Origin of the sequence: Glaciecola sp. 1036 (genome assembly GCF_050306235.1) — a bacterium.
Classification (GTDB): domain Bacteria; phylum Pseudomonadota; class Gammaproteobacteria; order Enterobacterales; family Alteromonadaceae; genus Glaciecola.
The window spans coordinates 1-15186 of record NZ_JBLWFH010000015.1; the positions used below are offsets into that span (position 1 = coordinate 1).

Below are 15186 nucleotides of genomic sequence, written 5' to 3' on the forward strand. Positions count from 1 at the left end.
GTTGTGACACTCTTAACGAGTGCCCACACAGATTGTCTTGTTTCTAATTTTTAAAGAACAAAGTGCAAATGTTGTTTGCACTGCTTAAGCGGTCTTTTTCAAGTCCCTCTCAAGCGGGATGCGTATACTACGCGAATCCAATTTCCTGTCAACCTTTTTTGAAGATATTTTTTAATAATTTTCTAATCATTAAAATCTTCGTAAATCCTCAAATTCAAGAATCCTATACTTTTGAATAATGGGGTTCTTGACAGCGAGCGCGCATTTTAGAGATTTATACGCAAAGGTCAATACTAATACTCGTAAAAAGTTGTGTTTTTTTGAACTCAAATGTAGATTAGTAGTCTCAAAAATGTTTATCAGGCCGATAAAGAAATTAAATTCATTCATGATAGGTGATCATAATGAGATGTTTAACAATTTGTAGTACGGCGCTATTACTCGCAATTAGTAGTTTTTCGTCCTTGGCGGACACCGAAACAGAGAAAGAGCAAGCGAAAGAACTTAGCCCATACTCAGTTAGTTTTTTTAAACGCCAAGTTGCTTCAACCAATTCAGTTGAGCATGCTATTCGTAGTTTATTAGCACGCTATCCTGAAAAAACGACTCAATTTGCAGAAGTAGCGTTTGCAACTTATCCAGAAAAATATAAAGAAATAATTTCTGCCAGTGTTATTGCGCAGCCAATGTATGTTGATGAAATTATTAAAGTAGCTAATGAATACAAAGTTAGCGATCCAGCAGACATTGTTTCTATAGCGATCAGTGCGGAACCAAGTTATGCGGAAGTAGCAACCAAGGCGGCATGTAAATATTCCCCTGATCATTTTGAAGAAATCGTTAAGACAGCAGTCCAAAGTGAACCAGATTCTGCTGATCAAATTGCACAAAAGCTAGTAACTGCTTATCCAAATAGAACTATGGAAATTTTAGTTACAACTATTAAAGAAGTGCCCTATGTAGGTAACTATATTTTAGATGCCTTGTTAGCGGTTGTTCAAGAAGATGAAGAAAAGAGTCAAGAATTGATAATCACTTCAATGGAACAATTGGCCGATTATCCAAAAGCAGTAGAAAGGTTAGTACAATTAGCACACCAACACCAAGTTGATGCTCAATTAGTGAAAGAAAGCGCAATAAAAGGTGGCTTGTCTGAAACTGAAATTGTTGCCTTAATTGATCAACATTACCAAGATTAAAATTTTAGATATAAAAAAACCCGGTACAAACCGGGTTTTTTAATGTCTAGTTAAATTACTCTTCGCTAGCTTCTTCAGTTGCTTCTTCTTCAACTTCAACAACTGGACGGTCAACTAATTCAACGTAAGCCATTGGAGCATTGTCACCTGCACGGAAACCACACTTCAAAATACGGCTGTAACCACCAGGACGCCCTTCATAACGAGGTCCAAGTTCATTGAATAATTTACCTACCACTTCTTTATCACCAGTTCTTGCCATAGCTAGACGACGATTTGCAACGCTATCTTGCTTAGCTAATGTGATAAGAGGCTCTATCACACGACGTAATTCTTTAGCTTTAGGCAATGTAGTCTTAATAACTTCATGCTTAACTAATGAACCAGCCATGTTTTTAAACATAGCTTGTCTGTGACTGCTATTGCGATTTAACTGTCTACCACTCTTACGATGGCGCATAGCTCTATCCTTCTCTAAAAATCAGTTTACCAATAACCTGATTAGTCTTTTTCAGCGATGCTTTCTGGCGGCCAATTCTCTAGGCGCATACCTAAAGATAATCCGCGAGAAGCAAGTACGTCTTTGATTTCTGTAAGTGACTTCTTACCAAGGTTTGGTGTTTTAAGAAGTTCAACTTCAGTACGCTGTACCAGGTCACCAATGTATTGGATAGCTTCAGCTTTCAAACAGTTTGCAGAACGGACCGTCAATTCTAAATCGTCAACGGGACGAAGTAGGATTGGGTCAAATTCTGGTTTCTCTTCTTTCTGTTCTGGAACAGAAATATCACGCAATTCTACGAATGCGCCTAACTGATCTACGAAGATTGTAGCAGCACGACGAATGGCTTCTTCTGGATCTAAAGTTCCATTAGTTTCCATATCGATAATTAGCTTATCAAGGTCTGTACGTTGTTCAACACGTGCAGATTCTACATTATAAGCAATGCGCTCTACTGGGCTGTATGAAGCATCAACTAATAAACGACCAATTGGACGATCATCATCTTCAGAGGAACGACGAGATGAAGCCGGTACGTAACCACGACCCATTTCTACCTTTATGCGCATGCTGATTTCAGCATCACCAGTAAGGTTGCAAATGACATGCTCAGGATTAACGATCTCAACGTCTCCATCGTGCTGAATGTCACCAGCTACTACAGGACCAGCACCAGATTTAACTAAACTAAGCGTTGCTTCAGTTTTGCCTTCTAATTTAACTGCTAGGCCTTTAAGGTTTAACAAGATTTCTAGAACATCTTCTTGTACACCTTCTTTCGCTGTGTATTCATGTAATACACCGTCAATTTCTACTTCCGTAACTGCACAACCAGGCATAGAAGAAAGTAAAATACGACGTAATGCATTGCCAAGAGTGTGGCCAAAACCACGCTCTAATGGCTCAAGTGTTACTTTTGCACGAGTAGATGAAACGTTTTCGATTTCAACTAATCTTGGCTTTAGGAATTCGGTCACTGAACCCACGATGTTTCCTCTTTAGTTATGCTTTACTTAGAGTAAAGTTCGACAATCAATTGTTCGTTTATGTCCGCAGACAAATCCGTTCTTTCTGGCATGCGTTTGAAAACGCCTTCCAGTTTAGTGTTGTCAACTTCCAACCATGTAGGCTTTTCACGCTGATCAGCAAGCTCAAGAGCTGCACCAATACGTGATTGCTTTTTCGCTTTTTCACGAACAGCAACTACATCTTCTGCTTTCACAGAAAAAGAAGGAATATTAACAACCTTTCCATTTACCAGGATCGCCTTATGGCTAACAAGCTGACGTGCTTCTGCACGTGTGCTTGCGAAACCCATACGGTACACAACATTGTCTAGACGCTGCTCAAGAAGTTGCAACAGATTTTCACCTGTGTTGCCTTTAAGGCGCGCTGCTTCTTTGTAGTAGTTTCTAAATTGTTTTTCTAATACGCCATACATACGACGTACTTTTTGCTTTTCACGCAACTGAACACCGTAATCAGACAAGCGACCGCGACGGGCACCGTGCTGACCAGGAGCAGTGTCAATTTTACACTTGCTGTCAATTGCTCTTACGCCGCTCTTAAGGAACAAGTCGGTTCCTTCACGACGACTTAGTTTGAGTTTTGGACCCAAATATCTAGCCATGATCTTTCTCCAACTGTTCGTCTAAACGCGACGTTTCTTAGGCGGACGACATCCATTATGAGGAATTGGCGTCACGTCTGTGATATTAGTGATCTTGTAACCAGTAGCATTTAATGCACGGATTGCAGATTCACGACCTGGACCTGGACCTTTCACGAATACTTCGATGTTTTTCAATCCGTATTCTTGTGCAGCCACGCCTGCTCTTTCAGCAGCAACCTGTGCAGCGAAAGGAGTAGATTTACGTGAACCACGGAAACCAGAACCACCTGAGGTTGCCCAAGCTAGAGCGTTACCCTGACGGTCAGTGATAGTCACTATAGTGTTGTTAAAAGACGCATGGATATGAGCCATACCGTCTGCGACCTGACGTTTTACGCGTTTACGCGCACGAGTAGGTGTTTTAGCCATAGTTTATCTCCCTCGCTTACTTTTTAATAGGTTTACGAGGACCTTTACGGGTACGCGCATTAGTTTTGGTGCGCTGACCACGTAGAGGTAAGCTACGACGGTGGCGAATACCACGGAAGCAACCTAGGTCCATCAAACGTTTAATACTCATTGAAACTTCACGTCTAAGGTCACCCTCAACGGTAAATTTCGCAACTTCTTCACGAAGTTTTTCAATAGTCGTCTCATCCAAGTCTTTAATCTTGGTAGACTCTGAAACACCCGCGTTTACGCAAATTTCTTTTGCGCGTGTTGCACCAATGCCGAAAATCGACTGTAGTGCAATCACAGTGTGCTTGTGCTCAGGAATGTTAATGCCGGCGATACGGGCCATTAACTGCACTCCTCTAATTAATAAGTTACCAGCCTAAAAAGCCCGTTAGGATACTTACCCAGTAACTAAATTGCAAATAAAGTCTAAAGGTCACACCGATTAAATAATCAATGTGACCGGACTAGACCAGTTTTTAATGAGATTAACCTTGCCTTTGCTTATGCTTTGGCTCTACACAGATCACTCTAACAACGCCGTTACGTTTAATGATCTTGCAGTTACGGCAAATCTTTTTAACGGATGCACGAACTTTCATTACATCACTCCGTAAATACCTAACCTTTAAGGTTAGCTTTCTTAAGAACATCCCCGTATTGATGTGACATCAAATGGGTCTGCACCTGAGCCATGAAATCCATAATCACTACACAAATAATGAGTAATGATGTACCACCAAAGTAAAACGGAACGTTAAACCATAGCAGTAAGAATTCAGGCACTAAACAAATAAAAGTAATATAGAGAGCACCAGCTAGGGTCAACCTAGTCATCACTTTATCGATATATCGTGACGTTTGCTCACCAGGACGAATCCCTGGAATAAACGCACCAGACTTTTTCAAATTATCTGCAGTATCTCTTGGATTAAACATCAACGCTGTATAGAAGAAACAGAAGAAGATGATAGTAATTGCATACAAAATTACATACAGAGGTTGACCTGGAGATAATGCTAAAGATACGTCAGTTAAAAATGAAAATGTTTCATTTTGACCAACTACACCCGAAAGCATACTCGGGAAAAGTATTATACTAGACGCAAAGATAGGAGGAATTACACCCGCCATATTCACCTTCAAAGGAAGATGAGTGCTTTGTGCTGCAAATACTTTTCTACCTTGTTGACGTTTCGCATAGTTTACCACTATACGACGCTGAGCACGCTCAACGAAAACAACAAAGTAAGTCAACGCCAGGATGATCACTCCTAATACAATCAAGAACAAGATATTAATGTCACCTTGTCTAGCTTGTTCAGCAGTTTGACCAATCGCTGTTGGAAGTCCGGCAACAATACCTGCAAATATCAAAATAGATATACCGTTACCTATACCACGCTCAGTAATTTGCTCGCCCAACCACATTAAAAACATGGTACCGGTAACCAAACTCACGATCGCGGTGAATATAAACGCAGGGCCTGGATCTATAACAAGCCCTGGAATCATACTAGGTAAACCTAAAGCGATAGTAATGGACTGGAAAGTTGCAAGTACTAACGTTAAGTAGCGCGTATATTGGCTAATTTTTCGTGTACCTGATTGACCTTCTTTTTTAAGCTCTTTTAGCGGTTCGTGCATAGTCGATAACAACTGCATGATAATCGATGCAGTAATGTAAGGCATTATGCCTAACGCTAGTACAGATGCCCGTTCTAACGCACCACCAGAAAACATGTTAAACATGCCCACAATGGTATCAGTTTGTTGCTCGAAGACTTGAGACAACACGTTACCATTGATGCCTGGAATTGGAACATAAGAACCAAGTCTAAACACGAAAATTGCGCCAAGTACGAACAACAAGCGCGATTTTAACTCGCCTAAACCGCCTGCACTTGAACCTTGTCCTGGTTTCGCCATTTAGGTTATTCCTCTACTTTACCGCCTGCAGCATTAATCGCTTCCAGCGCGCCTTTAGTTACCTTAAGACCACTGATAGTTACAGCGCGACTGATTTCGCCACTCTTGATAACTTTAACATTCTGCATTTCTTTCTTAACAAGACCTGCAGCTTTCAAAGTTTCAAGAGAAACAACATCGCCTTCAACTTTTGCGATTTCGCTTAATGTCACTTGATCAGTTACTAGTGAAACGCGCGACGTAAAACCGAATTTCGGTAGACGACGCTGAATTGGCATCTGACCACCTTCAAATCCTGGCTTCACTGTGCCACCAGAACGGCTTTTTTGACCTTTGTGTCCGCGACCACCAGTTTTACCTAAACCAGAGCCGATACCACGACCAACACGCTTACCTGAGGTTTTAGCTCCAGGTGCGGGAGCAATAGTATTTAATTTCATCTCTTACTCCTCTACGATCTCAACCATGAAGTTTACACTGTTGACCATACCGCGTACCGATGGTGTATCTTCAAGTTCACGAACCTGACCGATTTTACGTAAGCCAAGGCCCACTAAAGTGGCTTTGTGCTTAGGTAAACGACCAATTGCGCTTTTAGTTTGCTTTACTTTAATCGTCGCCATGTTCGATTACCCCAAAATTTCGTCAACTGGCAATCCACGTTTTGCAGCAACTTTCTCTGGAGAGTTCATCTCTACAAGAGCATTGATAGTTGCACGAACAACGTTGATTGGGTTAGTTGAGCCGTAGCATTTTGAAAGAACGTTTTGTACACCAGCTACTTCAAGTACTGCACGCATCGCACCACCGGCAATAATACCAGTACCTTCAGATGCAGGCTGCATGTAAACTTTAGAACCTGAGTGACGTCCTTTAATTGGATGCTGTAGAGTGTGACCATTTAAGTCTACAGTTACCATGTTGCGACGTGCTTTTTCCATTGCTTTTTGAATAGCAGCTGGAACTTCACGCGCTTTTCCGTAACCGTAACCTACACGGCCGTTACCATCACCAACAACTGTAAGTGCAGTAAAGCTAAAGATACGACCACCTTTAACAACTTTAGACACACGGTTTACAGCAATTAGCTTCTCTAACAGTTCACCATTTTGAACTTCTACTTTAGCCATTATTCAACTCCTAGAACTGAAGACCCGCTTCACGAGCGGCATCAGCCAGTGCTTTCACACGACCATGATATTTGAACCCACTTCTATCGAATGCGACTTCTTTGACGCCTTTTTCGATAGCTCGTTCTGCGATCGCTTTGCCCACAGCGGCTGCTGCTTCTGCGTTGCCGGTATACTTAAGATCACCTTTAAGATCTTTTTCTACAGTAGAAGCTGCAACCAACACTTCAGAACCGCTAGGCGCGATTAACTGAGCGTAGATGTGACGTGGGGTACGGTTTATAACCAAACGATGTACAGCAAGTTCGCTGATTTTTTTACGTGCACGAGTCGCGCGACGTAAACGAGCTGATTTCTTATCCATCTCACCCACCTACTTTTTCTTGGCTTCTTTACGACGAACAACTTCATCTGCGTAACGAACACCTTTGCCTTTATATGGCTCTGGTGGACGATATGCGCGAATGTTAGCTGCGACCTGACCGACAACCTGCTTATCACTGCCTTTAACAAGGATTTCAGTTTGAGTCGGAGTTTCTACGGTGATACCTTGCGGCATTTCGTAGACTACTGGGTGTGAAAAGCCCAACGTAAGGTTTAGTTTGCTACCTTGTGCTTGAGCACGGTAACCAACACCGTTAAGTTGGAGTTTCTTTTCAAAACCTTCTGTGACTCCCACAACCATTGCGTTTAATAATGCGCGAGCTGTACCTGCTTGAGCCCAGCCATCTGCAAAACCTTCACGAGGAAGAACTTTTGCTTGACCGTCTTCTTGAGTAATTTCAACTGCGTCATTAAACACACGAGTAAGAGAACCTTTGGAACCTTTTACTGTAACTTCTTGTCCGTCGATTTTCACTTCAACGCCAGACGCGATAGTTACGGGTGCTTTTGCTACACGTGACATTCTATTCTCCTCCGTTACGCTACATAACCGATGATCTCACCGCCCATGCCTGCTTTACGCGCAGCACGGTCAGTCATCACACCTTTAGAGGTAGACACGATAGCTATTCCAAGGCCGCCAAGTACTTTTGGAAGCTCATCTTTTTTCTTATAGATGCGCAGACCAGGACGACTTACACGTTGGATGGTGTCAATAACTCTTTTACCTTCAAAGTATTTCAAGCTAACTTCAAGCACTGGCTTGACGTCACCTTCAACTTTGAAGCCCACAATATAACCTTCTTCTTGCAACAACTTTGCAATCGCAATGCGTAGCTTTGAAGATGGCATAGTAACCGCAACTTTATTAGCCATTTGGCCGTTACGAATACGGGTAAACATATCCGCGATAGGATCTTGCATGCTCATATTAGCTACTCCTTACCAGCTGGCTTTTTTAAGGCCAGGGACTTCACCACGCATTGCAGCTTCACGAAGCTTAATACGAGATAGTCCGAATTTGCGTAGGAATCCATGTGGACGTCCAGTTATACGACAACGATTTTGTTGACGTGAAGGACTGGAATCACGTGGAAGTGATTGTAGCTTAAGAACAGCGTCCCAACGCTCTTCGTCAGAAGAATTCACGTCGTTGATCACTGCTTTAAGAGCAGTACGTTTCGCAGAATACTTCTTAACTAATTTAGCACGCTTAACGTCACGCGCTTTCATTGATTCTTTTGCCATAACCCTACACCTTATTTTCTGAACGGGAAGTTAAATGCACTTAATAGTGCACGCGCTTCATCGTCTGTCGCTGCGCTAGTGGTAATGGTGATATCCATACCGCGCACTTTATCAACTTTATCAAAGTCAATTTCAGGGAAGATGATTTGCTCACGCACACCCATGCTGTAGTTTCCACGCCCGTCAAATGACTTAGGATTCAAACCACGGAAGTCACGGATACGAGGAATTGTGATTGAGATTAATCTCTCAAGGAATTCCCACATACGCTCTCCACGTAGGGTTACTTTACAGCCAATCGGATAACCTTCACGGATTTTAAAACCCGCTACAGATTTTCTTGCAACAGTGACAACTGGCTTTTGACCAGCGATAGCAGCCATATCTGCTTGCGCAGATTCTAGTACTTTCTTGTCAGCTACTGCTTCACCTAAACCCATGTTTAAGGTGATTTTTTCAATCCGAGGGACTTGCATGACGCTTTTGTACCCGAACTGCTTTGCAAGTTCAGCTACTACTGTTTCTTTATAGAAATCATGCAGTTTCGCCATCGTACACTCCAATAAATTAAACTAGTTCACCGTTTGATTTGAAGAAACGCACTTTTTTGCCTTCTTCCAAACGGAAACCTACGCGATCTGCTTTGCCCGTTGCCGGGTTAACAATCGCTACATTAGACACATGAATAGGTGCTTCTTTATCGATAATTCCACCAGGCTCGCCCATTTGTGGGTTGCCTTTTTGGTGTTTCTTAACGACATTTACACCTTCAACATAAACGCGGTCAGATTCAGTGACAACACGAAGAACTTTGCCTTGTTTGCCTTTGTCTTTACCCGCCAATACGACTACTTCATCATCACGACGAATTTTTCTAGCCATTATCGTGACTCCTTATAGTACCTCTGGGGCCAATGAAATGATCTTCATGAAGCTATCGCCTCGAAGCTCACGTGTGACCGGACCAAAGATACGCGTACCAATAGGTTGCTTGTTTGCGTTAAGCAATACAGCTGCGTTGTTATCGAAACGAATGGTTGAACCATCTGCGCGACGAACGCCTTTCCTAGTACGCACCACCACTGCATTCAGAACGTCACCTTTTTTTACTTTACCGCGAGGAATTGCTTCCTTAACAGTAACTTTGATGATGTCACCGATATGTGCATAACGGCGATGCGAGCCACCAAGAACCTTAATACACTGAACCCTGCGAGCGCCGCTGTTATCAGCTACGTCCAGGTTAGTTTGCATTTGGATCATTAGTTAGTGCTCCGCTGTTAAATTTCAACTCAAAATTGAGTCATTAAGCCGCTATTATTCTCACTTTCGTAAGACCAATAGACCATACCCCCATAAAAAGGGCGCGAAACTATAACAGAACTGTTAACTAAACGATAGTCCTAATTGCAATTATTTTTAAATAATCTGGTTATTTTTTATTCATAGCCTAGGATTTAATTTTTAATCATCACCAAGTTACAACTTATTAGCCAAAAGTATTAAAAAACCGCCATTCTTAGACGATACAAATATTAGTTGTGTCGAAAACAGCATCAATGCACGTTTACCAAGAGCTTCTTGTTCAAGCTTTACATCCTATGTTTACACTGGAACTTAATCACATGTCATTATTAGCAAAAGTTAAAGTATCCCAAGCCATTACAATCATAAGCGTGCTACCTGCTATCCTGCTGCTTATCACTGTGGGGGTTTTATGGACACATTACAATCAATACATCAAAGAAAGACAACTTACGTCTGATGTCATTCTAGTATCTGATTTACTTGATGATATTGCACATAATCATGCGGTCGAAAGGGGTACTAGTGCGGGCTTTCTTGGTAGCCAAGGCATTAGTGGAAAGGAACAAATGTTAGCGGCCCGTCAAAAGGCTGATGCAGCACAACAAGCTCTTGTTAATTTTGATCCCAAACAACTTAACGTATTTTCACCCCTGCACTTTTCAGAAATTAGAACCAATATTCTGGCCCTTTTGAAAGAAAAAGCCGTGATTCGTCAACAAATAGATGCACTCGATGGTAAAGGTGCCTTTGCATATTACTCACATCTGAATCAGCAAGCATTAGACGCAATATTAAACATAGGAGCTAAACTGAGTGATGCTGATGCCAGCCAATTATTCAATACTAACCTGAGTTTGTTATATTCAAAAGAACGCGCAGGCCAATACAGAGGCGCTTTAAACGGGGCTTTTAGTAGAGGCTCTATAAGCCTTAGACAAAGAATTCAAATCACCAATTACATTGATTTAGAAACAACTCAATTAAGGTTATTTTTATCTTGGGCCACACCTGAGTTGAAATCCACCTATGCATCAATGGCTAAGGGAAGTCATTGGCAAGAAGTCGCCCAAGTGATTAATGAATTTGCCTCAAGTGAAGATTTAACCAATATTGCAGGTCCTTCCAATTGGTTTGCGATTGCCACAAAACGTATTCAAGACATTAAGAAATTAAGTGATATTACAAAATCAACATTGGTCACATTGTCCAATGAAAAAATTAGCGATGCCACTATTACTAGAAATACGTTTTTGATCCTTTCTATAGTGTTGATTATCCCTGTAGTCTGGTTTGGTTTTAAAGTACGAAAGTCAATCACAACGAGAGTGAAAAATATCAAAGATCTGCTAATCCAAATTTCAGTCAAAAAAGACTTTACACTTAGGTTGAACGACAACAGCGTAGATGAACTTTCAGAGATAGCTACCTGCTTAAATAAACACTTGGATGACATCAGTGATTGCATGAAAACCATAAAAGCCAATACCTTTACATCCAATGATTCTCTAAAACAAATATACGAAGCGAGCAATACTGTTGTATCAGAGGCGGAAATTCAACGCAATCAAACCACTGAAATGGTGACAGCTATAGAGCAATTATCAACATCATCAGTGTCTATTTCTGCCGATATGAATAATTCAGCAATGGTCACCAGTGAATTGACCAAAGCAGGTGAAGTGAGTCACAACAAAATACGCGAAATTACAGATTCTATTACTATGCTTGAAAGTGAAATTGGTGTTTCCAGTAGTGTGGTTGAAGAGGTTGCTGCCAACACAAGTGAAATTAGCAGCATATTACAGACCATTGAATCTATAGCTGAACAAACCAATTTATTAGCATTAAATGCAGCTATTGAAGCTGCCCGGGCAGGTGAGCAAGGTAGAGGCTTCGCTGTGGTAGCTGATGAAGTGCGAGTTTTAGCAAAACGTACTCAGGACTCTACTGAAGAAATCAATCAAATGATCGAAAAACTAGTGGGTAGCGCTCAAAAAGCTTCGACGAATATGCGCCGTTGTTTGGAATTAACCAAAAGTTCTACAGTTAATGTTTCAGAAAACAAACAGAACGTAGATAAGTTATTCACCAATATTGAAGCGCTTAACCAATCCATTAACTCGGTAGCTATGGCGGTTGAAGAACAATCTGCGGTCACTGTTCAGATTAAATCTGGCATTTTGCAAGTTGATAGTGGCGCTGAACATATGCTCAACGCCAGTAACACCAACAACACAGCAGTCAAAAGTGTCAATGAGATATTTAAACAAATGCTGGGAAATATAAACAAATTTAAAGTGAGTTAATTCGCTAAACGTTGCTGTCTACCAATTTCGTACAAGCAAATGCCCGTGGCCACAGACACGTTCAGACTTGATACTGAACCCGCCATGGGCAGTTTGACTAACTGATCACAGGTTTCTCGGGTCAAACGTCGCATGCCCTTACCTTCTGCGCCCATCACCAACGCAATCTTGCCACTGATGTTTTCTTCATACAACGAATGCGAAGCTTCACCAGCTGTTCCTATGATCCAGACCCCTTCTTGTTGCATCATTTTAAGGGTTCTAGCAAGGTTAGTAACCTGAATAAGTGGCACTACTTCAGCGGCACCGCACGCTACTTTTCGTACTGTTGGAGTTAGATTCGCTGATTTATCTTTAGGTACAATCACTGCTTTAACCCCAGCAGCGTCTGCTGTTCGCAAACAAGCCCCTAAATTATGCGGGTCTGTTACACCATCCAGCACTAAGTACAAACTGGATGAGGCAGTTTGTTCCAGCAGTCCTTTGAGGTCATTTTCATCTAACACTCGAGCAGGCTTAGCTCGCGCAAGCACACCTTGATGTTGTTCACCCTTTGCTTTGTCATCCAAGGTTTTACGATGACAAAAATTTATCGCTATGCCATGTTTGCGCGCTTGATTAACGATTTGATGCAATCGTTCTTCGTCTCTGCCTTTAGCAATAAAAATTTCTAATACACGCTCTGGCTCATTTGCAAGTACTGCCGCCAAGGCATGAATACCATATACATTTTCAGTTTGGGCCACTAAGGGTTATCTCCGCTTTTTCGATTTGTTACGCGAACCTTTGTTCCGCTTAGCACTCGGACCGGCTCTTTTACGACTATTAGGTTTTGATTTGTTTGCTGTCGGCTTCTCTTTAGACCCTTTGGACTCTGACTTGGATTCTTGAGCTCGACTTTTTGTTTTTTTACTTTTTGTCTTCTTAGCACCTGCTGGTTGATCTTTTAATATAAGATCTATTTTGCGTTCGTCCAGATTGACAGCTGCCACTCTAACAACCAAGGGATCACCTAAGCGATAGGTTAATCCTGTATGCTCACCAACCAAACATTGCTTAACATCATCATAATGATAATAATCAGAGGCCAAAGAGGTAATATGAATCAAACCATCTATGTGATATTCAGTTAACCGAACAAATAAACCGAAATTTGTGACTGATGCGACCACACCTTCAAATACATCACCAATGTGGGCAAGCATAAATTCACATTTTAGCCAATCGGCTACATCTCGAGTAGCATCATCGGCCCGACGTTCCGTCATTGAACATTGTTCGCCAAGTTGCTCTATTTCTTCTTCAGTGTAGGCTTTTGCTCCAGTGGTAATTTTCTGGCCTTGTTGTTTATCTATAATTGCTTTTATCGCCCTATGCACCACCAAATCAGGATAGCGGCGAATCGGCGAAGTGAAGTGTGCATAGGCATGCAATGACAATCCAAAATGTCCTATGTTTGCACCGTCATAAATGGCTTGTTTCATCGATCTTAACAGCATGGTTTGAATTAACTCGCTGTCAGGTCTTTGTTTGGTTTTATTAATCACCTGAGTAAAGTCTTGAGGCTGCGGAGAATCTGAAAACGTCACTGGCACACCAATCTCGCGTAAATACTGTTTAAAGGTAGATAATCTATCTTCATCCGGCGAGTCGTGTACTCTAAATAATGCTTCAGCATGATTATCTTCAATATATCTAGCTGCACAAACATTGGCCGCTATCATACATTCTTCAATAACTTTGTGGGCGTCATTTCTTACTAAAGGCACTATATGTTCAATTTTGCGTTGGGCATTAAACACGAATTTGGTTTCCTGAGTTTCAAATTCAATCGCCCCTCGTCCCGCTCGCGCAACCTTTAATACTTTGAATAAATCATAGAGATTTTCTAGATCTGGGACTAGAGTGCTATAGCGCTCCCGCATAGCCTCATCACCTTCCAAGATTTGCCAAACTTTATTGTAGGTTAATCTTGCATGAGAACACATTACTGCCTGATAAAATTGAAATTCGCCTATTTGCCCTCTGGCATCTATAGTCATCTCGCAAACCATGCAAAGTCGATCCACTTGTGGATTAAGTGAACAAAGACCATTAGACAAGACCTCAGGTAGCATAGGAATTACCTGTTCAGGAAAATAAACCGAGTTCCCACGTTTAATAGCTTCAGTATCTAGGGCTGTGCCTGGTCTTACATAGCTGCTAACATCAGCGATAGCAACCCAAAGCTGAAAACCACCCTCTTCCAATGGACGACAATAAACTGCGTCATCAAAATCACGAGCGTCTTCGCCATCTATAGTAACTAAAGGTAACTGCCGTAAATCTATACGCCCTTGTTTCGCTTCCTCTGCCACTTCTTCTGTCAATTGCTCAACAGAGCTAAGCACTGATTTTGGCCACACATGGGGAATATCGAAATTACGGACTGCTGTTTCAATTTCCATCCCTGGCGCCATGTGCTCACCTAGCACTTCGACAATTTTTCCTATGGCATTGATATGTCGTCTTGGGCGTTGGGTTATGACCACTACCACTACACTGCCCTGTTTCGCTTGCATATCACAATCGGGTGGAATGACAATTTCATGACAAATTCTGTTGTCATCAGGTATCACTAAACTTGTGCCATATTCAGTATAAAAACGTCCTACTATAGGATCTTTTCTCGGTTCAACTACGCGATTGACTCGAAACTCCGTTCGACCGCGTCTATCTTCACCTAGAGTTATACCTTCTACAATATCGTCATGTAAAAGAGACGCCATTTGATGTACGGGGATAAAATAATCTTTTTCGGTCAAAGAGTGTTTAAGGAAACCATAACCATCGCGATGCCCGATGACTTTACCTTTTACTAATTCTTCTTGGCGCTGAAGTTGGTATTTTTTTTCGCGAGTAAATTTTACTTGTCCTTCTCGCTCCATGGCGCGTAAACGTCGTTGGATACCGACGCGACTGGATTCGTCATTAGCATCAACTAGCTGACAAATTTCCAGAAAGCTTAACGACTTTTTGGCTTTTGCCAAAACCGTCATCAGATGCTCTCGACTAGCGACTGGATTATCGTATTTTTCTTTCTCACGATGGTAGTGAGGATCTTTACTCATTA

General features: G+C 41.7%; 21 protein-coding genes. 2 read left to right on the top strand and 19 right to left on the bottom strand.

The features are described from left to right. Positions 1 to 404: 404 nt before the first annotated feature. Positions 405 to 1199 carry a hypothetical protein gene (locus ACNKW3_RS16915; RefSeq protein WP_427400510.1) on the top strand — a complete coding sequence of 265 codons (795 nt, stop codon included), beginning with the start codon at positions 405 to 407 and terminating at the stop codon, positions 1197 to 1199. A gap of 55 nt (positions 1200 to 1254) precedes the next feature. Here ACNKW3_RS16915 and rplQ read toward each other — a convergent pair whose 3' ends face one another. From rplQ to rplN, 17 genes are all read right to left on the bottom strand, one after another. Continuing rightward, positions 1255 to 1659 carry a 50S ribosomal protein L17 gene (gene rplQ, locus ACNKW3_RS16920; RefSeq protein ID WP_427400511.1) on the bottom strand — a complete coding sequence of 135 codons (405 nt, stop codon included), beginning with the start codon at positions 1657 to 1659 and terminating at the stop codon, positions 1255 to 1257. 41 nt (positions 1660 to 1700) lie between these two features. Then, on the bottom strand, positions 1701 to 2690 hold the full coding sequence (locus ACNKW3_RS16925; protein WP_427400586.1) for a DNA-directed RNA polymerase subunit alpha: 990 nt from the start codon (positions 2688 to 2690) through the stop codon (positions 1701 to 1703). Positions 2691 to 2710: 20 nt separating this feature from the next. Continuing rightward, the gene (rpsD, locus tag ACNKW3_RS16930) at positions 2711 to 3331 is read right to left on the bottom strand and encodes a 30S ribosomal protein S4 (RefSeq protein ID WP_427400512.1); all 621 of its coding nucleotides are present in this window, start codon (positions 3329 to 3331) and stop codon (positions 2711 to 2713) included. A gap of 21 nt (positions 3332 to 3352) precedes the next feature. After that, positions 3353 to 3742, bottom strand: a complete 390-nt coding sequence (gene rpsK / locus ACNKW3_RS16935) for a 30S ribosomal protein S11 (protein ID WP_427400513.1) — start codon at positions 3740 to 3742, stop codon at positions 3353 to 3355. A gap of 16 nt (positions 3743 to 3758) precedes the next feature. Beyond that, positions 3759 to 4115: a 30S ribosomal protein S13 gene (rpsM, locus tag ACNKW3_RS16940; RefSeq protein ID WP_427400514.1), complete on the bottom strand. Its 357-nt coding sequence runs from the start codon at positions 4113 to 4115 to the stop codon at positions 3759 to 3761. A gap of 142 nt (positions 4116 to 4257) precedes the next feature. Further along, positions 4258 to 4371, bottom strand: a complete 114-nt coding sequence (rpmJ, locus tag ACNKW3_RS16945) for a 50S ribosomal protein L36 (protein ID WP_075607266.1) — start codon at positions 4369 to 4371, stop codon at positions 4258 to 4260. Positions 4372 to 4390: 19 nt separating this feature from the next. Next, positions 4391 to 5698: a preprotein translocase subunit SecY gene (secY, locus tag ACNKW3_RS16950; RefSeq protein ID WP_427400515.1), complete on the bottom strand. Its 1308-nt coding sequence runs from the start codon at positions 5696 to 5698 to the stop codon at positions 4391 to 4393. 5 nt (positions 5699 to 5703) lie between these two features. After that, positions 5704 to 6138 (bottom strand): 50S ribosomal protein L15, encoded by a 435-nt coding sequence (gene rplO / locus ACNKW3_RS16955; RefSeq protein WP_427400516.1) that lies wholly within the window; start codon positions 6136 to 6138, stop codon positions 5704 to 5706. A 3-nt stretch (positions 6139 to 6141) separates the two neighbouring features. Continuing rightward, positions 6142 to 6321, bottom strand: a complete 180-nt coding sequence (gene rpmD, locus ACNKW3_RS16960; RefSeq protein WP_427400517.1) for a 50S ribosomal protein L30 — start codon at positions 6319 to 6321, stop codon at positions 6142 to 6144. A 6-nt stretch (positions 6322 to 6327) separates the two neighbouring features. Then, on the bottom strand, positions 6328 to 6828 hold the full coding sequence (rpsE, locus tag ACNKW3_RS16965; protein WP_427400518.1) for a 30S ribosomal protein S5: 501 nt from the start codon (positions 6826 to 6828) through the stop codon (positions 6328 to 6330). A gap of 10 nt (positions 6829 to 6838) precedes the next feature. Then, positions 6839 to 7192 carry a 50S ribosomal protein L18 gene (gene rplR, locus ACNKW3_RS16970; protein WP_427400519.1) on the bottom strand — a complete coding sequence of 118 codons (354 nt, stop codon included), beginning with the start codon at positions 7190 to 7192 and terminating at the stop codon, positions 6839 to 6841. Between the two features lie 9 nt (positions 7193 to 7201). Continuing rightward, positions 7202 to 7735, bottom strand: coding sequence for a 50S ribosomal protein L6 (gene rplF / locus ACNKW3_RS16975; RefSeq protein ID WP_427400520.1), 534 nt, complete (start codon positions 7733 to 7735; stop codon positions 7202 to 7204). A gap of 14 nt (positions 7736 to 7749) precedes the next feature. Continuing rightward, complete coding sequence (rpsH, locus tag ACNKW3_RS16980; RefSeq protein WP_427400521.1) at positions 7750 to 8142, bottom strand: 30S ribosomal protein S8; 393 nt, start codon at positions 8140 to 8142, stop codon at positions 7750 to 7752. A 12-nt stretch (positions 8143 to 8154) separates the two neighbouring features. Next, positions 8155 to 8460: a 30S ribosomal protein S14 gene (gene rpsN / locus ACNKW3_RS16985; RefSeq protein WP_427400522.1), complete on the bottom strand. Its 306-nt coding sequence runs from the start codon at positions 8458 to 8460 to the stop codon at positions 8155 to 8157. Positions 8461 to 8471: 11 nt separating this feature from the next. Continuing rightward, positions 8472 to 9011, bottom strand: coding sequence for a 50S ribosomal protein L5 (rplE, locus tag ACNKW3_RS16990; protein ID WP_427400523.1), 540 nt, complete (start codon positions 9009 to 9011; stop codon positions 8472 to 8474). A 16-nt stretch (positions 9012 to 9027) separates the two neighbouring features. Further along, positions 9028 to 9342, bottom strand: a complete 315-nt coding sequence (rplX, locus tag ACNKW3_RS16995; RefSeq protein ID WP_427400524.1) for a 50S ribosomal protein L24 — start codon at positions 9340 to 9342, stop codon at positions 9028 to 9030. A gap of 12 nt (positions 9343 to 9354) precedes the next feature. Beyond that, positions 9355 to 9723: a 50S ribosomal protein L14 gene (rplN, locus tag ACNKW3_RS17000; RefSeq protein ID WP_008846203.1), complete on the bottom strand. Its 369-nt coding sequence runs from the start codon at positions 9721 to 9723 to the stop codon at positions 9355 to 9357. A 362-nt stretch (positions 9724 to 10085) separates the two neighbouring features. On the opposite strand from rplN, the gene ACNKW3_RS17005 reads away from it, so the two are divergent. After that, complete coding sequence (locus ACNKW3_RS17005) at positions 10086 to 12074, top strand: methyl-accepting chemotaxis protein (protein ID WP_427400525.1); 1989 nt, start codon at positions 10086 to 10088, stop codon at positions 12072 to 12074. Here the strand turns inward: ACNKW3_RS17005 and rlmB are convergent. Both rlmB and rnr read right to left on the bottom strand, forming a co-directional pair. Next, entirely contained in the window at positions 12071 to 12820 is a 750-nt protein-coding gene (rlmB, locus tag ACNKW3_RS17010) for a 23S rRNA (guanosine(2251)-2'-O)-methyltransferase RlmB (protein ID WP_427400526.1), read from the bottom strand. The two genes, ACNKW3_RS17005 and rlmB, sit on opposite strands and share 4 nt — an antisense overlap. Before the next feature lie 6 nt (positions 12821 to 12826). Further along, a complete protein-coding gene (rnr, locus tag ACNKW3_RS17015; protein WP_427400527.1) occupies positions 12827 to 15184 on the bottom strand; it encodes a ribonuclease R in 2358 nt (785 codons plus the stop codon). Positions 15185 to 15186: the final 2 nt, after the last annotated feature.